18 protein-coding genes are annotated in these 18298 nt (G+C 66.9%); 5 read left to right on the top strand and 13 right to left on the bottom strand.

What is annotated here, in order from left to right; translation table 11 throughout:
- Nucleotides 1–92: 92 nt before the first annotated feature.
- From L1081_RS30480 to L1081_RS30455, 6 genes are all read right to left on the bottom strand, one after another.
- On the bottom strand, nucleotides 93–1130 hold the full coding sequence (locus L1081_RS30480; protein WP_489417216.1) for a Gfo/Idh/MocA family oxidoreductase: 1038 nt from the start codon (nucleotides 1128–1130) through the stop codon (nucleotides 93–95).
- A complete protein-coding gene (locus L1081_RS30475; RefSeq protein ID WP_489417215.1) occupies nucleotides 1127–2242 on the bottom strand; it encodes a sn-glycerol-3-phosphate ABC transporter ATP-binding protein UgpC in 1116 nt (371 codons plus the stop codon). Before L1081_RS30475 ends, L1081_RS30480 begins: the two co-directional genes overlap by 4 nt.
- Nucleotides 2243–2291: 49 nt before the next feature.
- On the bottom strand, nucleotides 2292–3182 hold the full coding sequence (locus L1081_RS30470) for an ABC transporter permease subunit (RefSeq protein ID WP_489417214.1): 891 nt from the start codon (nucleotides 3180–3182) through the stop codon (nucleotides 2292–2294).
- A 4-nt stretch (nucleotides 3183–3186) separates the two neighbouring features.
- Nucleotides 3187–4149 (bottom strand): ABC transporter permease subunit, encoded by a 963-nt coding sequence (locus L1081_RS30465; RefSeq protein ID WP_489417213.1) that lies wholly within the window; start codon nucleotides 4147–4149, stop codon nucleotides 3187–3189.
- A 25-nt stretch (nucleotides 4150–4174) separates the two neighbouring features.
- The gene (locus L1081_RS30460) at nucleotides 4175–5506 is read right to left on the bottom strand and encodes an extracellular solute-binding protein (RefSeq protein ID WP_489417212.1); all 1332 of its coding nucleotides are present in this window, start codon (nucleotides 5504–5506) and stop codon (nucleotides 4175–4177) included.
- Nucleotides 5507–5571: 65 nt separating this feature from the next.
- Entirely contained in the window at nucleotides 5572–6492 is a 921-nt protein-coding gene (locus L1081_RS30455; protein WP_489417211.1) for a dihydrodipicolinate synthase family protein, read from the bottom strand.
- Between the two features lie 170 nt (nucleotides 6493–6662).
- On the opposite strand from L1081_RS30455, the gene L1081_RS30450 reads away from it, so the two are divergent.
- Nucleotides 6663–7541: a LysR substrate-binding domain-containing protein gene (locus tag L1081_RS30450; RefSeq protein ID WP_489417210.1), complete on the top strand. Its 879-nt coding sequence runs from the start codon at nucleotides 6663–6665 to the stop codon at nucleotides 7539–7541.
- Here the strand turns inward: L1081_RS30450 and L1081_RS30445 are convergent.
- The 5 genes from L1081_RS30445 to L1081_RS30425 form a co-directional block, all read right to left on the bottom strand.
- Nucleotides 7529–8401, bottom strand: a complete 873-nt coding sequence (locus L1081_RS30445) for an amidohydrolase family protein (RefSeq protein WP_489417209.1) — start codon at nucleotides 8399–8401, stop codon at nucleotides 7529–7531. The genes L1081_RS30450 and L1081_RS30445 overlap by 13 nt on opposite strands.
- Before the next feature lies 1 nt (nucleotide 8402).
- Nucleotides 8403–10157 carry a dihydroxy-acid dehydratase gene (locus tag L1081_RS30440; protein WP_489417208.1) on the bottom strand — a complete coding sequence of 585 codons (1755 nt, stop codon included), beginning with the start codon at nucleotides 10155–10157 and terminating at the stop codon, nucleotides 8403–8405.
- A 40-nt stretch (nucleotides 10158–10197) separates the two neighbouring features.
- Nucleotides 10198–11196, bottom strand: a complete 999-nt coding sequence (locus L1081_RS30435) for a tripartite tricarboxylate transporter substrate-binding protein (protein WP_489417207.1) — start codon at nucleotides 11194–11196, stop codon at nucleotides 10198–10200.
- Between the two features lie 155 nt (nucleotides 11197–11351).
- The gene (locus L1081_RS30430) at nucleotides 11352–12164 is read right to left on the bottom strand and encodes a methyltransferase domain-containing protein (protein WP_489417206.1); all 813 of its coding nucleotides are present in this window, start codon (nucleotides 12162–12164) and stop codon (nucleotides 11352–11354) included.
- Between the two features lie 102 nt (nucleotides 12165–12266).
- Nucleotides 12267–13031 (bottom strand): helix-turn-helix domain-containing protein, encoded by a 765-nt coding sequence (locus L1081_RS30425; RefSeq protein WP_489417205.1) that lies wholly within the window; start codon nucleotides 13029–13031, stop codon nucleotides 12267–12269.
- Nucleotides 13032–13214: 183 nt separating this feature from the next.
- Here L1081_RS30425 and L1081_RS30420 point away from each other — a divergent pair, with 183 nt between their 5' ends.
- The 3 genes from L1081_RS30420 (at nucleotide 13215) to L1081_RS30410 (ending at nucleotide 15616) form a co-directional block, all read left to right on the top strand.
- Nucleotides 13215–14207: a tripartite tricarboxylate transporter substrate-binding protein gene (locus L1081_RS30420; RefSeq protein ID WP_489417204.1), complete on the top strand. Its 993-nt coding sequence runs from the start codon at nucleotides 13215–13217 to the stop codon at nucleotides 14205–14207.
- Between the two features lie 14 nt (nucleotides 14208–14221).
- A complete protein-coding gene (locus L1081_RS30415; protein WP_489417203.1) occupies nucleotides 14222–15217 on the top strand; it encodes an NAD(P)-dependent oxidoreductase in 996 nt (331 codons plus the stop codon).
- Between the two features lie 123 nt (nucleotides 15218–15340).
- The gene (locus L1081_RS30410; RefSeq protein ID WP_489417202.1) at nucleotides 15341–15616 is read left to right on the top strand and encodes a hypothetical protein; all 276 of its coding nucleotides are present in this window, start codon (nucleotides 15341–15343) and stop codon (nucleotides 15614–15616) included.
- A gap of 12 nt (nucleotides 15617–15628) precedes the next feature.
- Here the strand turns inward: L1081_RS30410 and L1081_RS30405 are convergent, their stop codons facing one another.
- The gene (locus tag L1081_RS30405) at nucleotides 15629–16465 is read right to left on the bottom strand and encodes an alpha/beta fold hydrolase (protein WP_489417201.1); all 837 of its coding nucleotides are present in this window, start codon (nucleotides 16463–16465) and stop codon (nucleotides 15629–15631) included.
- Between the two features lie 245 nt (nucleotides 16466–16710).
- Here L1081_RS30405 and L1081_RS30400 point away from each other — a divergent pair, with 245 nt between their 5' ends.
- Complete coding sequence (locus L1081_RS30400; RefSeq protein WP_489417200.1) at nucleotides 16711–17799, top strand: helix-turn-helix transcriptional regulator; 1089 nt, start codon at nucleotides 16711–16713, stop codon at nucleotides 17797–17799.
- A 19-nt stretch (nucleotides 17800–17818) separates the two neighbouring features.
- On the opposite strand, the gene L1081_RS30395 is transcribed toward L1081_RS30400, so the two are convergent.
- Nucleotides 17819–18271, bottom strand: coding sequence for a hypothetical protein (locus L1081_RS30395; protein ID WP_489417199.1), 453 nt, complete (start codon nucleotides 18269–18271; stop codon nucleotides 17819–17821).
- Between the last annotated feature and the right edge of the window lie 27 nt (nucleotides 18272–18298).

Here is an 18298-nt window from a genome sequence, read left to right as displayed (position 1 = left end):
GGCTGCGCCAACAATAAATTTCAATTGCAGGCGCGCGGCCGGTGAGCAGGAACGCGCCGGCTGCGCGATACCTCGCAATATCGGTCGCTGATTCAGGCCCCGATCCGCGGCGTCCGGTCCAGGGTGGCTTCGCTCGCGGTTTCTCCTTGCCGATACGCCGCCTCGACCAGGGCCAGCGTGCTCAGGTTGTCGGCCGGTTCGGTCTCGAAGGAGCGGCCATTGCGTACGCTTTCGACAAAATGCGCGATCGTTGCCGCATAGGAGGCGAGGTAGCAGGCGGGCAGGTCGTAGCGCAGTTCAGCAGGCTGCACACCCAGGCAGCGCAGCGTGTCGTTTTCGAGCTCGATGGTCCCCTTGGTGCCGACCAGGGTCAGCCGGTCGGCCTGGGCCGGCGCGCGGCCGTGCACCGACAGGTTGGCCAGCAACGCCACCGGGGCCTGCGACGTGGTTTCGAAGGACAGGAAGGCCCGGTCTTCGCCGCGCATCGCCGGGCTCGCGCGCCCGAGCCGCACATGCACCAGCGTCAGTTCGCCCAGCAGAAAGCGCAGCGTGTCGATGTGGTGGATCAGTATCTCCATCACCAGTGCGCGCTCGAGACCCGCGATGAAGGGCTGGCGCTCGAGCGCGGGCAGCCTGCCTGCCTCGTCGGGCAGCAGGCCGGAGGTCATCAAGGTCATGCTCGCCTGGACCACGTCGCCGATGCGACCCTCCGCCAGCCATGCCGCGAGGTCGCGGTAGCAGGGGCGGAAGCGCCAGTTCTCGTGGACCATGAGCCGGCACCGGGGCGCCACTTCGTCGGCCAGTGCACGGGCTTCGGCGAGCGTGGGAGCCAGGGGCTTCTGGCACAGCACGGCCAGGCCGCGCTCTGCCGCGGCGCGCACGATGGCCGCATGGAATTCGCGCGGCGCCGCCACGTCGACCGCATCGAGCGGCATCGCATCGAGCATGTCCTGCGCGCTCGCAAACACCCGGGCGATGCCGAACTCGCGTGCACGCGCCTCGGCGTTCGCGGTGTTCGGATCGGCAATGGCCACGACCGCGGCTTGCCCCTCGAGGGCTCGCCAGCCTGCGAGATGGTGCGAGGTGACCCAGCCCGCCCCGACCAGGCCCACGCGCAAGGGCTTCCTCATGGCGCGCCCATGTCGGCGGCGGGGATCGCCTTCTCTGTGAAGGCGTCGAACAGATAGAGCGCTTCGTCCGGAATGGTCAGGCCCACGCTATCGCCGATGCTGCTTCTCACGTCGCGGTGCAGGCGCGCCATGACATCGCCGGCATCGCCCAGCGAGACCATGAGGAGCGTCTCCGCACCCAGCGGCTCGATGGCCGAGACCACGCCCCGCAGTGTGCCGACGTCCCCGCGGGCTTCGTGCAACTGCAGTTCTTCGGGCCGCACGCCCACCAGCAGTTCACCCGCCGGAGGCAGCGCGGCGCGGGCCCAGCGGGCGAGCGGCAGTTCGCTCCCGCCCAGTGCCGCAACAGCAGAGGACGGGCCCTGCACGATGCGCGCCTTGAGGATGTTCATCGGCGGGTTGCCGAGAAAACGGGCGACGAAGGCATCGGCCGGGGCGCGGTAGACGTCCAGCGGCTTGCCGACCTGAGCGACCTTGCCCTTGTTCATGACGCAGATCCGCTGGCCCATGGTCATGGCCTCGACCTGGTCATGCGTCACGTAGATCATGGTCGCGCCCAGCCGGCGGTGCAGCCGCACCAGCTCGTTGCGGGTGTTCACCCGCAGCGCTGCATCGAGGTTCGACAGCGGCTCGTCGAACAGGAAGACCTTGGGTTCGCGCACGATCGCACGCCCCAGCGCCACGCGCTGCCGCTGCCCGCCCGACAGCGCCGCGGGCTTGCGCGCCAGCAGCTCGTTCAGGCCCAGGATGTCGGCGGCAGACTTCACGCGTGCGGCGATCTGCTGGCTGTCGACCCTGCGCCTTCGAAGTCCGAACGACAGGTTGTCGGCCACCGTCATGTGCGGATAGAGCGCATAGGACTGGAACACCATGGCAATGTCGCGGTCCTTGGCGGGCACCTCGTTGACCTTGCGCGTGTCGATGGCCAGCGAGCCTTCGCTGATCGCCTCCAGCCCCGCGATCATGCGCAGTGTGGTCGACTTCCCGCAGCCCGAGGGTCCGAGCAGGACCATGAATTCGCCGTCCTGGACGGACAGCGACACGTCGTCGACGGCGGGCTGTGCCGTGCCCTTGTAGCGCTTGAAGATGTTTTCGAGATGGACTGCTGCCACGGTTTGTGCCCCGGTCGTTGGAGTTGGAAGGAGAAGGAATGCCCGGCGCTCACTTGACGGCACCGGCCGTCATGCCCTGGATGAGCTTCTCGGAGAAGAAGGCGTACAGCACCACGACCGGAATGACCGCGATCATCATGCCGGTGGCGATCATCCCGATGTCCTGGAAGTAGTCCCCCATGTATGCACGAATGCCGATGGGGAGCGTGCGCGAGCCCTGGTCGCTCAGCAGCACCACCGCGAACAGGAACTCGTTCCAGAGCTGGATGAAGTTCAGGATGATGGTGGTCGCGATGGCCGGCATGCCCACCGGCAGCACGATGCGCCAGAAGATCTCGAAATCGGAATAGCCGTCCATCTTGGCAGCGTCGAACAGGTCCTGCGGGATGCGGGCGAAGAAGCCTTCGAGCAGGTACACCGTCAGCGGCAACTGCAGGCTCACGTACACGATCATCAGGCCGAGCCGCGAGTTGTAGAGCTCGTACTCCACCAGCACCTGGAATAGCGAGATCAGGATGATCTGCGGCGGGAAGACGATCGAGCTGAACAGGATGAAATAGACCAGCCGGTTGCCGCGGAAGTTGTAGCGCGCCAGGCAATGGGCGGCCGCCGCGCCCAGCAGCGTGACGATGGCTACCGCGGAAACGACGATGAGCGTGCTGTTCCAGAAGTACTGCGCAAAGTTCGAGTCCACCCATGCGATGCGGAACTTCTCCCAATGAAAGGTCTCGGGCCATGCGAAGTGGTTGGCGCTGATCTCGGACGTCGTGCGCACCGACATCGTTCCGATCCAAAGAAAAGGCAGCGCGGAGTAGAGCGTGTACAGCACCACGGCGGCCATGAGCCCGCCGTTGCGCAGCATGCGCGAAAGCGCGGCCGACAGCGGTTCGCGATGATCCGCCGCGACGGGTGGTTTCAGGGTGGTGGAAGCCGAGCTCATGAAATCAGTACTCCATGCGCTCACGGCGACGGAACAGCAGGTTGAAGAAGACGACGAAGCCGACCACCACGAAGAACCACACCACCGCAATCGCCGAGGGATAGCCGAGGTCGAAGGTGTTCCAGTTGAAGGCCCGCTTGTACACATAGGTCGACACCGTTTCGGTCGACCACACCGGGCCGCCCTCGGTCATGATCCAGACCAGGTCGAAAACTTTCATCTTCCCGATGAAGGCGAGGATGTAGAGGTTGAGCAAGGTCGGCCAGAGCATGGGCACGATGATGTCGGTGAGCTTGTTCCACCAGCCGCAGTTGTCGAGCTCGGCGGCCTCGAGCACCTCGGAGGGCAGCGAATGCAGCGCGGCCAGGCAAACGACCATGTTGAAGCCCGCCCACTTCCAGGCGTGGGTCACGATCAGCGAGCCCAGCGCAAACCGCGGGTCGCCCAGCCAGGCCTGCGCCCAGCTCTCGAGTCCCATGGCGCGCAGGAGGCCGTTCACGACACCCCAGTCGTAGTTGTAGATCCAGACCCACATGATTCCCACGACCACATAGGACAGCAGCACGGGCGTGAACCACGCAACGCGCAGGAAGCGCGAGAACGGCACGCCGGCGTACAGGCACAGCGCCAGGAGCAGCCCGACCACCACGTCGAGGATGGGTCCGATGACCGACCAGATGGCAGTGTTGCGCACGGCCGCCCAGAAAGTCCTGTCCTTGAACACCTCGGCATAGTGGGCCCAGCCGACGAACTCCGACGAGGCCAGGTCGGCCACGTTGAAGAAGCTGTTGTAGAAGGTGCGCAGCACCGGATAGGCCGTCAGGGCCGCATACACGATCAATGCCGGCGCGAGGAACAGCATCACCGTGGGCAGCGAAGCGCGCCGGGAGTCGGCCTCCGGCGCCGAAAGCCAGGAGGCGAGCGTGCGGCGCACCGCCACCGCGACGCCGGAAGAAGGATCACTCATGTCGATGGCTCCGAGCTTGCCGAAATCAGCCCGAGGCCTTGCATGCCGCATCCATCTGCGCCGCTGCGTCGTTCACGCTCACCAAGCCACCGGGGAAGGCCCGGTTGAGCACCTGCGCGAAGGTGTCGCCGCATTTGCCGCTCATGTAGTGCAGCGGCGTCCCGATGAAGTACCTGGCGCCGGCTCCGCGTTCCTGCAGTTCCTTGAAGTACGGTGCGTAGATGCTGGTGATGCGGGACGGATCGGTCCTGACGCCCGTCTGCAGGAGCACGCTCTCCATCCACTTGTTGCCGTTCTCCACGGTGGCGAGCGACGAGAGCATCTTGCCCGCGCATTCCTTGTTCTTGCTTCGCGCGTACATCACGTAGCTGCCGCCGACCGCCAGCGTCTTGCATTCGGGGCACTTGCTGCCGTCCATCGCCGGGTACTTCATCAGACCGAGCGCAAAGTCCTTGGGCTGCCCGCCCTTCTCCGGTGCCACGAAGGCGCGCCCGGTGTACCAGCTTGCGATCGGGAACATCAGCGCGCCCGGATTGGTGTGGAAGTAGTAGTGCGACTCGCCCAGCTTCATCGTGGCCATGCTCCTGGGGAACATGCCGGCATCGACCAGCTGTTTGACCCAGGTCATGGCCTCGATCACGCGCGGATCCTGGAACGGCAGCTTGCCGGTCAGGAGCTTCTCGTAGTCTTCGGTGCCCAGCTTGCGCAACAGGATCTCCTGCAGGAAGTAGGCACCCGGGTAAGGCCGGTCGCCCACGCCCGTGGCTGTCGGCGTGATGCCGGCGGCGACCGAGCGCTTGACCATGTCGGCGAACTGGGCCTGCGTCATCTGCATGCCGGCCGGCGGTGTCACGCCGATCTTCTTCATCAGGTCGCGGTTGTAGTAGAGCTCGACCGAGTAGGCCTCCTGCGGCATGGCGTAGACCTTGCCGTTCCACGTCCACGCGCGCTTGGCCCAGTCCTCGAGGTTGGCCAGGTCGATGTACTTGTCGAGCGGTTCGAGGTAGCCGCTCTTGGCGAATGCGATCTCGTCGGGCTCCAGCCAGAAGATGTCCGGTGCCTGGCCGGTGCGCACGGAGGTCTTCACGGAGGTGTAGAGGTCCGCCTTTTGAACGAACTGCAGATTGACCTTGCACTGCGGCGTGGCGGCCTCGAACTGCTTCACCCGCTCTTCGATGAAGCTGCGCTTGGAGGCCTCGTCGGGCCAGTGGCTCCACATCGTGAGCGTCTGCTGTTGCTGCGCGATGGCAGGCGCGCCGATCAATGCGAGCACGGTGCCGGCCAGCGCCATTGCCGCCGCGCTTCGGCGGGCGCTGCAAAGGCCTGGCCAGGCCGCGGAAAGAGAAAAAAGCGTCATGTGAGTCTCCTTTTTTGTATGAATCCGAATCGGGCATCGAGGCGGTCTTCGCCGCCGCAGTGGACTCAGGAGCGCGGATAGCCCGGCATGCTGAAGTCGATGGACTGGAGCTGCGCGTCGATTGCTTCGCGCGTCGAGCTGTCCAGGGGTGCCAGCGGCGGGCGCACCGTGCGCCATGGCGCATCGTTGGCGTACGTGGCCAGCGCATGCTTCATGGCCGGGATCATGTAGCCGCCCTGGAACACCTTGCGGACCGCATCGGCCCTGGCCTGCAGTTCGGGGGCGTCCGCACCCTGCCATCCCGCATAGACCCGGTGGATTCCCGCGGGATTCATGTTCACCGTCGCGCTGATGCAGCCGGCGCCGCCGAGGGGCATCGCCATCGAGAGGAGCGATTCGCTGGCGGGAAACACGTCGAAGCCATCGGCTGCGAAGTTGTCGATCATGGCCTTGGTGTTCGCCCAGTCCCCCGAGGAGTCCTTGGCGCCGGCAATCACCGTCGGGTAGCGTTTGCGAAGCCGCTCGATCAGGCCCAGCGTGATCGGAACATGGGTGAACTGAGGGATGTGATACAGGTAGATTGGCGCACAGTCCGGCCCCACCCGTTCGATGATCTCGGCGTAGTAGGCGAACACGCCGTCGTCGGACACGCCCTTGAAGAAGAACGGCGGCAGCGTCAGCAGGCCGGCCGCGCCGAGCCCGGACGCATGCCGCGAGAGTTCGACCGCGTCCGGAAGCGCGCAAGCGCCGGTCCCCGGCATCAGCTTCGCCGCGGGAATGCCCGCTTCCACCAGCGCTTCGGTCAACGACTTGCGCTCGGCAACGCTGATCGACGCGGCCTCCGAGTTGGTGCCGAAGATGGCCAGGCCCGCGTTGTTGCCGACGAGCCATTCACAGTGCGCGATGAAGCGTTGGACATCGGGCTCCAGGCTGTCGGTGAAGGGCGTCAGGACGGGCGCAATAACGCCGCGTAGTCTGGTGGTCATGCTGTGGTGTCTTCCGAAGGTGGAACCGATCGACGGATTCGATGCGGGCCTCTCTGTTGCTTGTGCGGGCCGAGTTTGAAAGCGCAGGCCCTTCGGAAGAAGCGATGGCGGCACCGTCAGAGCAAAATAATTTTTTGTTCCGGTTCATCCGCGAAGTTACATTCCCCCGCATGGATACCCGCTACCTTCAGAGCTTTGTTGCCGTCGTCGAGCTGGGATCAATGGCCGAAGCGGCACGCCATCTGGATCTGACGCCCGCTGCCATTGCGGCGCGCGTCAAGGCGCTGGAGGAAGAGATGGGACTGGCCCTGGTGCAGCGGGCGGGTCGCTCCGTTCGCCCCACCGCAGCCGGCCTGAAGATGCTCGATCGGGCGCGCACCGTGCTGAGGGAAATCCGCGACCTGCGGGCCGCCGCCGGCGACGGATTCGCGCTCGGCGAATTGAAGCTCGGCGTGTTCGGCTCGGCGCTGACGGGCGTGCTGCCGCCCCTGCTCAAGCGCCTCTACGATCGCTACCCGGACCTGTCCGTGTTCGTCGCCCCTGGGAATTCCGTCGAGCTCTGCCGCCAGGTGACCATCGGCGCCCTGGATGCCGCCATCGTGGTCGAACCCCAGTTCGCCGTCGGGAAAGGCTGCGCATGGCACGCGCTCCTGGAGGAAGGGCTCGTGGTGGTGGCGCCTGCAGGCCTGGCGGACCGCACTGCCCACCAGTTGCTGGAGACGGAACCCTTCATTCGCTACGACCGCTCCGTGCTGGGTGGCCAGCTTGCCGATCGCTATCTTCGCGACAACGACCTGGTCGTGAAGCAACGGCTCGAGATCGACAACCTGATGGCGATTGCCGCCCTCGTCGGGCAGGGCCTGGGTGTGGCGCTCCTGCCGGACTGGTCGCCCATGTGGCACGTCGGCTACGGCATCGTGCCGGTCCCGCTGCCCTCGCGCGCGCCCGTGCGGCGCGTCGGCCTGGTATGGGCGACGCATGGCCCGCGCGCCGCCTTGTCGCAGGCGCTGCTGCACGAAGCGCAGGCCATGTACGGTCAGGAAAACTGATACAGCCTGGCCGGGTTGTCGACCAGGATCGACTTGCGCGCGGCCTCGCTCGGCACCGCATCCGCGAAAGCTTCGAGCAAGGCTGCATCGTCCGGGATCTTGTGCGGCTGCTCCGTCGGATGCGGCCAATCGCTTCCCCAGAGCACACGCTCCGGCGCCTCGCGCGCGTATGCGGCTGCCACCGCCACGGCATCCGCATAGCCCGGAGCGCCAACGGCCGATTCGTTGTAGAACCCGGACAGCTTGACGTAGGCCCTGCCTTGCTGGAGCAGGCCGCGAACCATCAGAAAGGCCGGGTGCTGCGTCGCGTTCGGTTGAGGCACGCGCGCCAGGTGGTCGAACACCACGGGGACCGGCAGGTCCGCCCAGATCGCACGCGCCTCCAGCAGAAAGGCCGCGGGCGCATTGACCTGGACATGCCAACCCATGGGCGCGATCCGCACGGCCAGCGGCCTGACCATGGCCAGCGTGGTCGCACCCGGCGGCGCAAGATTGAACCGGATGCCGCGAACGCCCGCGCTGTGCAGTTCGCGCAGCTGGGCATCCGTCACTTCGGTGTCCACCACAGCCACGCCACGCGCTTTTCCGCCGAACTGCGCGATCGACTCGAGCAGCAGGCGGTTGTCGGTCCCGTAGCTCGACGGCTGGACGATCACATTGCGCGTCGTGCCGATGCGCTTCTGCAATGCCCGATAGTCGGCGATCAGTGCATCGCCAGGCTGCAGCGCCGCTCCCCTGGCGAACGGGTAGCGCGCATCGTAGATGTGGTGATGGCAATCGCAGGCATCGGCTGGAACGCACGTGCTCGGCGGCTCTGCGCCTTCGGACCACTTCACCGCCTGGGCAGGCCGGCGGTCCATGCTAGCGCGGCACCTTGCCGACCATCCGGGCCGCTCGCAGAAAATCGAAGTCCACGCCCAGGTCGGCCTGGGTCACCGTCTGCAGGAACAGCTTGCGGTAGCCGCGCTCGGCCGTCGGTGCGGTGACCGGCGACTCCTGCGCGCGCCGGGCGAGTTCTTCCACGGACACCAGCAATGCGATCTCCCGGCGCTCCACGCTCAGCCGGATGCGGTCGCCGTTGCGAACATGGGCCAGCGGGCCGCCGGCGGCAGATTCGGGCGTGACGTGAAGCACGATAGTGCCGAACGCCGTACCGCTCATGCGGCCGTCGGAAATCCGCACGATGTCCTTGACGCCGGTGCGAGCCAGCTTGCGCGGGATCGGAATGTAGCCGGCCTCGGGCATGCCCGGCGCGCCCTTGGGGCCGATGTTCTTGAGCACGAGCACGTCCTGCGGCGTGACGTCGAGCTCCTCGCTGTCGATGCGGCGGACCAGATCCTCGATGTTCTCGAACACCACGGCCCGCCCCTCGTGCTCCATGAGCTTCGGGTCCGCGGCAGACTGCTTGATGATGGCGCCGCCTGGAGCGAGATTGCCTCGCAGCACGGCAATGCCGCCCTGAGGATAGATCGGGTTGCCGATCGACCGCACCACCGTCTGCTGGAAGCCCGGGCCCGCCCGCTCCATTTCCTCGCCGAGCGTGCGGCCGGTGACGGTCATGGCGCCAAGGTGCAGCAGCGGCTTCAGTTCGCGCAGCAGGGTGGCCATCCCGCCCGCATGATGGAAATCCTCCATGTACCACTGGCCCGATGGCTTCAGGTCGAGCAGCACCGGCGTTTCCCGCCCCATGCGGTCGAGCGCGGCCAGATCGATCTCCAGGCCCATGCGCCCGGCAATCGCCGCGAGATGCACGATGCCGTTGGTCGAGCCCCCGATCGCCAGCAGCACCCGCATCGCGTTCTCGAAGGCCTCGGGTGTCAACACCTTGTCGATCGTCAGGCCGGCGCGCGCCATCTGCACCGCCTGGGCGCCGGTCTGCTCGGCAATGCGGATGCGGTCCGCCGTCACGGCGGGCGGCGATGCACCGCCCGGCACGGTCATCCCCAGCGCCTCGGCAATGCACGCCATGGTGCTGGCCGTTCCCATCACCGAACAGGTGCCCACGCTCGCAACCAGCTGGTTGTTCACGTCGGCGATTTCCTGCGCGTCGATCTCGGCGGCGCGGTACTTGCCCCAATAGCGCCGGCAGTCGGTGCAGGCGCCCACCCGTTCGCCGCGATGGCCGCCCGTGAGCATCGAGCCAGTGATCAGCTGGATCGAGGGAATGCCGGCCGAGGCCGCGCCCATCAGCTGGGCCGGCACGGTCTTGTCGCAGCCGCCGATCAGCACGACGGCGTCCATGGGCTGGGCGCGCACCATCTCCTCGGTGTCCATCGACATGAGATTGCGCAGGTACATGCTGGTCGGCGCGGCAAAGCTCTCGTGGATCGAGATCGTCGGGAAGTCCATCGGCAGGCCCCCGGCCAGCATCACGCCGCGCTTGACGGCCTCGACCAGCTGCGGTGCGTTGCCATGGCACGGGTTGTAGGCACTCCCCGTGTTCGAGATGCCGATCACCGGCCGGTCGAGCGCCGCGTCGGTGAAGCCCGCGCCCTTGATGAAGGCCTTGCGCAGGAAGAGCGAGAAGCCCTGGTCGCCGTAGCTGGTGAGGCCCTTGCGCATGCCGGAACCGTCGGCTGCATGGTCGGGCTCGAAAGGAGATTTCTCGTCGGTCATGTTTGCATTGCCCTTGTTTCGTGCATCGGAACTCCTGGCCTCATTCGTCCGCCTTGATGTGTGCCGTGGCGATCAGTTTCTCCCAGCGGGCAACCTCGAGCTCGATGCGCTTCGCCGTTTGCGCCGGCGTCGTCGGCTCCGCCACATAGACGCCCTGCTTCAGCAGCATGTCCTTGACCTCGGGCGATCGAACCAGCCTGCCCAGTGCTTCGTTCAGCCGCGCAACGACGATCTCGGGCGTGCCGGCAGGGGCGAGCACGCCGAAAGTCGATGCAATGTCCAGCGCCGGCATTTCCGCCTCGACCGCGGACGGCACCTCCGGCAGCATCGAGATGCGCTCGGGCGTCGTCACCGCCAGCGCACGCAGCTTTCCCGAGACGATGAACGGCAGCGCCGCGGGCACCGTCTCGACCATCATGTTCACTTGCCCACCCACCAGATCCGTCATCGCGGGACCGCTGCCCTTGTAGGCGATGTGCGTCATGTTGATCTTGGCATCGCTGCGGATGATCTCGGCGGCCAGGCGCTGCGGCGCGCCCGCGCCCGACGACGCGTAGTTCAGCTTTTCGGGGTTGGCCTTGCCATAGGCGACCAGCTCCTTGAGGTCTTTCACCGGAAGCCTGGGGTTCACGACCACCACCAGCGGCACCGACCCCACCACCATGACGGGCGCGAAGTCCTTGGTGATGCTGTAGCGGATCTTCCCCTTCTCCAGAGTGGCCATGGTTGCATGGGAGGTGAGCGCGCCCATCAGCAAGGTGTAGCCGTCCGGCGCAGACCTGGCAGCGGCTTCGGCACCCACGTTGCCGCCGGCACCGCCCCGGTTGTCGACGACCACCTGCTGTCCCAGTTGCTCGCCCAGCTTGAGCGCGATGATCCGGCCGATCACGTCGGTCGCGCCGCCCGGCGGGTAGGGCACGATCAGTTTGATGGGCTTGTCGGGGTATGCCGCAAAGGCACTCGCGGCACTGATGGACAGGACGGCCGAGACACCGGCCTTGAAGATCAGGCGGCGCAGTCGCGAAGTTGTGTGGGGCATGGTCTGTCTCCGGGCAAGGGGCGAACGGATCGCCGGTGCGAGCCGGCGATGTCCGGACGCGTTTTTGTTGCCGCTAGTGTTGCCAACGCCCTCGCCGCGTTGAAGCGCTGCGCGCATGGACAGACCATAAAAAGATTTTTGTCCGCAGGCCCGCGCTATCTCGCCGCCACGATCACATGCGCCTGGATCTTGCCTTCCACCGGCCCTTCGCCATGGCGGCTGGCAATCGCCTCCGCCGCGCGGTCCGTCGCGCGCTGAAGCAGGCTGGCGTCGCGCGCCTCGATCTCGTTGCGCAGCGGCGTCCCCTGGCAGTAGGCGGTGGCGGCCTCGCGCGCCGAGGGCGAGCGGCTCAGCTCCTCGCGCGTCTGGATCTCGATGTCGGTGAATCCTGCGCGGCTCAGATCCTCGCGGATCCGTGCGGTGTCGTGATAGCCGTGCGGCGTGCGGGCGAGGAACTGCGGAGGGTCGTGCGGAAACACCGCGGCGACGGCGTGGGTGACCTCGTCGGCAAAGGCGTTCTCCTCGATGCGGTCCCAGACATTGAAGACGAATCGTCCGCCCGGCCTCAGCACGCGGCGCGCCTCGGCGTAGCCGGCGGTCCGGTCGGGAAAGAACATCGCGCCGAACTGGCAGCAAACGACGTCGAACGAGGCATCTTCGAACGGCAGGTCGAGTGCGTCCGCCTGCCGCCACTCGATGCGGCTGTCGGGGCCCTGCCGGCTGGCAGCGTAATCGAGCATGGGCTGGTTGAGATCGGTCACCACGTAGCGCACGCCGGCGCCGAGCCGGGGCGCCAGCGCCCGCGTGACCACGCCGCTGCCGGCCGCCGTCTCGAGCACCGCGCCGGGCGAGGAGGCCGCGACACGCTCCGCCATGTCCGCGGCATAGGCCTCGAAGATCAGGGGGACCATCAGCGTGTCGTAGAACTTCGGGATCGAGCCCGCGAACACCTTGTCGCTTTCAGCCATGAGATCTCCTTGAAGTTCCGAACGGCGGCCTTGCCATGGTGGCCCTGCACGCCGCGCTCGTCAACGCCGTCCTTCGGGCTGCGCCACCCTCCGGCGAACGGCCTACGCCAGGCCGCCGCCGCGTGCACTGAATTCACGGGCGATCTGCTCGCCGAGCGCCAGCAGCGGCGCACTCATCTCCTGCGCCACCTCGTTCGCCGGCTCGCTGGTGGAGAGGCTTGCATTGAGCACATGCACGCGCTCGTTCGGAAGGACCAGCGGCGTGGCCAACGCAACGATCTCGGGCTGCCACGAGGCCACGCACCAGCCGCGGCGGCGCACGCTCTCGATGGCCTTGTCGATTTCCCTGCGAAGCCGCGGCCAATTGCTGCGGCGCGCCTCGAACTCCTTCGTTAGCTCTGCGCGCCGCGCCGGCGGCGCCGTTGCCAGCCAGGCACGGCCGAGCGAGGTGAGCTCGATCGGCACGCGCTGTCCGCTCACCACGCTGCGCAGCGACGCCTTCTTGTTGTAGCGGATCGATTCGAGGTACAGCATCTCGGAACGATCGGCGACCGCGAGCCCGACGTTGATGCGCAGCTTCTCGGCCAGCGCCCGCATCCGCGGGGCGGCTACCTGCAGCACGGTGGAGCCGGTGCGCATGGCGTGCGCGAAGCTCAGCACCGGCGCAGCGAGCCGGTAGGCGCGCGCGGGGCGGTCGTGCTCGAGCAGGCCCGCGCCGACCAGCGTCTGCGTCAGGCGGCTCACGGTGGCCGGCGCCAGGCCGGTGCGCTCCGCGAGCTCGCCGTTGCCCAGCAGCGTGGAGCCGGGCCGGAAGGCACGCAGGATCTCGATTCCACGTTCGAGCGAGCGGTTGGATGGGGTGGGCATTCGATGTCTCCTCGCGGCAGCCCACCAATTCCACACAGTGGAAGGAGGCAGGTGCGCTGGCGGAGTATGCGTCCTAAGCTTGGGACACACCGACAAGCGGGAGAGAGAGACATCCGCGCGCGACGCCGACGGCGTGGCCGTGCTCGCCCCTTGATCCGATGCATGACAAAAAATGGAGACACCATGAACCCGAATCGCATTTCGCGTCGAGGCTTCCACGCCGCTGCGGGCGCCGGCATCGCCCTCGCGGTCTTGAGTCCGCTCGCGAACGCACAATCCGCCTTTCCGTCGAAGCCGATCCGCATCGTCGTGCCCTTTGCAGCCGGCGGCCCGACCGACCTGATGGCGCGCGCCATCGCCAAGAACATGGCCCCCAGCCTCGGCCAGCCGGTGATCGTCGACAACAAGCCCGGCGGCGGCGGCGTGATCGGCATGAGCGAGATCGCGCGCGGCCCGGCCGACGGCTACACGATGGTCTTTCCCTCGATCCTCGCGGTCACCAATCCGGCGCTGATGCCGAACTATCCGTTCGACACGCTGCGCGACTTTGCGCCGCTCACGGTGGTTGGCTTCATTCCGCATGCGGTGGTGGTGAAGCCGGACTTCCCGGCCAGGAATCTGCAGGAACTGGTCGCGATGGCCAAGGCCAGCCCCGGCAGCCTCTCCTACGGCTCCTCGGGCAACGGCACCTCTGCGCACCTGGGCGCGGCATTGTTCGTGCAACGCGCCGGCATCCGCGCGGTCCATGTGCCCTACCGAGGCGCTGGTCCGGCGGTGCAGGACCTGCTGGGCGGCCAGATCCAGTTCATGTTTCTCGACATGAGTTCGGCGCTGGCGCAGATCAAGGCGGGCAAGCTGCGCGCACTCGCCGTCGCACCCAAGTCGCGCTTCGCCGGCCTGCCCGATGTGCCGACCGTCGCCGAGCAGGGCTATCCCGGCTTCGACGTGCATGGCTGGTACGGGCTGCTGCTGAAGGCCGGCACGCCCGCGCCGGTCGTTCAGCGGCTGTATGCCGAGGTCAAGCGCTCGCTCGATACGCAGGAAGTGCGCGAGATCTTCCAGGCCCAGGGCATCGAGCCCGGCGGCATGCCGCCGGCCGAATTCACGGCGCTCATACGCGACGACCTCGCGCTATGGAAGCGCACGGTCGAGCAGTTGAACATCACCTTGCAATGAAGGAGCGCCGCCCCATGCGCATCGTCATCCCCGACGACTACCAGGACTGCGTCCGCACGCTCGACTGCTTCGGCAAGCTCGACGGGCACGAGGTCCGCATCTTCAACGACACGGTGAAGAGCACCGATGAACTCGCGGCGCGTTTCGCGGACGCCGAGGCCATCGTGCTCACCCGCGAGCGCACGCGCATCGATGCGGCGCTGCTCGAGCGGCTGCCCCGGTTGCGTCTCATCAGCCAGACCGGCAAGCTGGCGGGCCACGTCGATCTCGCGGCCTGCACGGCCCGCGGCGTGGCGGTGGCCGAAGGCAGCGGCGCGGGTTCGGCCACCGCGGAACTGACCTGGGCACTGACGCTGGCAAGCCGCCGGCACCTGGTCGAGGAAGCCACGCGCCTGCGCCAGGGCCGGTGGCAGGGCCGCCTGGGCCAGCAGCTCGGCGGCCAGCGTCTGGGCGTGTGGAGCTATGGACGCATCGGCCGCCAGGTGGCCGCCTACGGGCGCGCGTTCGGCATGAAGGTCTGGGTGTGGGGGCGCGAAGGCTCGACTTCGGCGGCGCGCGCGGACGGCTTCGACGTGGCGCCCTCGCGCGAGGCCTTCTTCGCACAGAGCGACGTGATCAGCCTGCATGTGAGGCTCAACGAACACACCCGGGGCATGGTTTCGGACGAAGACCTGGCCCGCATGAAGGCCAGCGCCCTGCTGGTGAACACCAGCCGCGCCGAACTGGTCGCACCCGGTGCGCTGGAGCGCGCGCTGCTGGCGGGCCGGCCCGGCTTCGCGGCCGTGGACGTGTTCGAGGAAGAGCCCGTGCGCGCAGGCGAACATCCGCTCCTGCATCTGCCCAACGCGCTGTGCACGCCGCACATCGGCTATGTCGAGCGCGACAACTACGAGCGCTACTTCGGCATCGCCTTCGACCATGTCAACGAGTTTGCCGCAGGGCGCTTGAAGGACGCGCTCAACCCCTCGGTCCTGCGCCCGGGCCAGGACTCGTCTGCGAAGCGGCGGTGACGGACACGGCCGATCGACTTATTCTGACTCTGGTGGCGGCGTTGAATGTGACAAATTCACATTCAACTATTCCAAGCGGACGGTATTCGAGGCATTCCCTCGAGCCGGCCATCGGAGAACCAAATGCCGCTCTTTCTTCTGTTGAGGCTGCAACGGGTGCAGCTGCCTGTCCGCGTCACCGATCCGGAAGAAGTCCGGCAGGTCTCGATGCTTTTGGCCACCGGCCTGATCGAGGCCGAGTTCGCAGCCATCAAGTCGCGGGCGCGGCAAGCCGTATGGCAGGTGGCAACGGTGACCCGCATCACGGAAGAGGGCTTCGCCGAGATCGCCAGGGCGGGCAAGGTGTCCGAACCGGCACAGACCTTCATTCGATTTCCCAGGGGATTGCGACTGCTGTGACCTGATCGGCACTCAGCGGTTGCCGATGGTCGTCCACAACCGCAAGGTCGCAGCCACGATGGCCTCGGGGGCATCTTCCTGCATCAGGTGTTTGGCATTGGGCACCGGCGTGAAGGACGCAGCGCTCATGCGCCTTGCCAACTCGCGCCCGTCGGCAATCGGGATCCACTCGTCTTCCTGCCCCCAAAGAATGGTGACGGGGCAGCGCATCTCGCCATACCGCCACTCGACTTCCTCGGTGTATTTGTCGTCCATCTGTGCAACCTGCCGCCAGAACGCCTTCTGCCCCTCCTCGCCGAGCCAGGGTGCGAGGTAGCGCTGCATCTCGTCCTCGCGCAGCGCGTTCCCGGCGGCGGTGCCGATGTACGCCCGCAGCATCGCCTCGTGGATGTAGGCCGGCAGGCTCGCGAACACCTCTTCGTGCTTCCTGGCGGCCTGCACCAGCGGCGAGCCCTGCGGGCTGATCGCCACCGGATCGATCAGGACGAGCGAGCGATAGTCCAGGCCATTCAGCAGATGGCCGCGCAAGGCGTTCGATCCGCCGAAGTCGTGCGCCACCACGTCGGGACTGCTGAGGCCCCAGTGCCGATACAGGGCAGCGAAGAGTTCACTCTGCACGCCGCGCGAGACGTCTGCATCCGGCTTGTCGGAGAGGCCATAGCCCAGCATGTCGAAGTAGAAGACGCGCCGCTCGCGGGCAAGGCATGGCGCAATCCGCCGCCACTCGGCCGAGGAAAACGGCGTGCCATGAAGAACCACGGCCGGAGGTCCCTCCCCGATGGAGCCCCAGGCCACGGCATGTCCCTGGAAGTCGAAGCGTTCGGGCAGATTCAGTTCATTGCTGGGCATCACTTGCTCTTCCTCGGCAGATCTCGACAGGTCGAATCATCCTGCGAACGAGATTGTCATGAGATGAACCGCAGCGGACGGGAACGGCTGGATGGCCCTGGCAATGAGAGGGGTTCGGGGAACTGCGTCATCACTCAAATGAGCGATATCCATTCGAGACCGTTTCCACGACATTTCCAGGTGCGGGTTGCCTTGGCGGCGCGGGCGCGCGGGTCGAGGCAATCTTTCCTTCAGGAGGAAAGCCCATGCAGCCTGACCCCGAATTGCGCAGCGCGCTCGAGGCGGTTCGCCACCTCTCGGACCCCGAACCCCCGTGGTCCGCCATCCTTTCCACGGCGAACCGGCTGGTGGGAAGCGACGCGGCCGTGCTGATCGTCTTCGAGGGCTCCAGCGTGGTCGACGTTCAGCAGTCGGGCGCCGATGCCGGCGCGGTGCGCGACTACGCGGCGCACTTCCATACGGAAGACGTCATGACCCAGCCGAACGTGGCGAAGCCCGAGGGCGCGTGGCTGGACACGCAGGCGCTGCTTCCGAAGCCGCTGCGCGAGCGCAATGCCTACTACGTCGACTTCATGTGCAGGCACCGCATGAGGCAGCTGTACTCCTTCATCGTCGAGAACGGTCCGGACAGGAGAACGAGCTTCGGATTCCAGCGCGCATCGGCGTGGGACGGGCTGTCTGCCTTTCTCGCGAGCGAGCGGATCCGCGCCTACAGCCAGGCGGTCCAGCTGGCGGCGCAACGGCGCCGGGCGCAGGCGGCTTCGTGGCTCGCAGCCACCGACAGCGCCTTCGACGCATTGGGCGAGGCCAGCTGCCTGGTCCATGGCACGGGCCATGTGGTGCACGCCTCTCCAGCCGCAAAAGCCATCTTCGACACGCGCGGAAGTGTCGTCGTCCAAGGCGCGCGGCTCTCGCATCCGAATGCCAGGGAGCGCGAACGGTTGCTGGCGGCGGTGCTGCGCGCCGCAAAGGCCGGCCGGGTCGAGCGGCTCGCCTTCAAGGACAGCCGCTGCGGCGGTCCGCTGCATGTCGAGCTGACGTGCGCCAACCCCGCGCTGCGCTTCGGCAGGGAACCGATGGTCTTCATCCGGTTGCGGCGCGCAGCCGCGAGCCTGCCGGCAAGCCCCGACCTGCTGTCGCAGGCGCTCGACATCACGCTGGCCGAAGCGCGCGTGCTGCATGCGCTGGCCACCGGCGTTTCGTTGAACGACTTTGCGCGGGACCGCGGCGTGTCCATCCACACCGTGCGCAAGCAGGTGGCAACGATGATGGTGAAGATGGACTGCACGAGGCAGGTGGACCTGGTGCGGGCCGCCCTGCGCGTCGGGCCGTGACCGGCAGGCGGCCGTTGCGCTAGGAGCTCGCGCGGGTCAATGTCGCGACGGCCGTGAATCCCCTGGACAGCGACTCCGCCTTGAGGGTGCCATCGGGCTGCAGCTGGTAGGTGAACGTGATCGGCGAGCGCAGATCGAAGCTGAAGCTCAGCTTGCCATCCGCGATACGCGCCGTGGTGCGCCGATGGAAGGCGGGAAAGCGGCTGTGGTCGCCCTGCGCATAGACGACCGTTGCGCCGTCGGCCGTCACGCTTTCCACCACGAGCACCGTTTCCTGCTGCTGCCCGCCCGCCAGGCCGCGCCACTTGCCGAACCATTTGCCGGAGAACGCGCGATGCTGCTGCGCCAGTGCGCTGTCGGGCGGCGTGACGGCCACGTCGGGCGGCAGCGGCACCGAAGAAGATGAAGTGGAAGTGGCGGCGCATCCCGCCAGGAACGCGAGCGCCAGCGCGAACGTGAAGAGGTGTTGCACGGCCGATCCTTTCGTTGCTGACGGCCA

The organism is Variovorax sp. MSC1_012, assembly GCF_023667525.1.
Taxonomy (GTDB): Bacteria; Pseudomonadota; Gammaproteobacteria; order Burkholderiales; family Burkholderiaceae_C; genus Variovorax; species Variovorax beijingensis_B.
The sequence above is the reverse complement of the archived record's forward strand: the minus strand, read 5'-3'. Positions and strand labels throughout refer to the sequence as shown.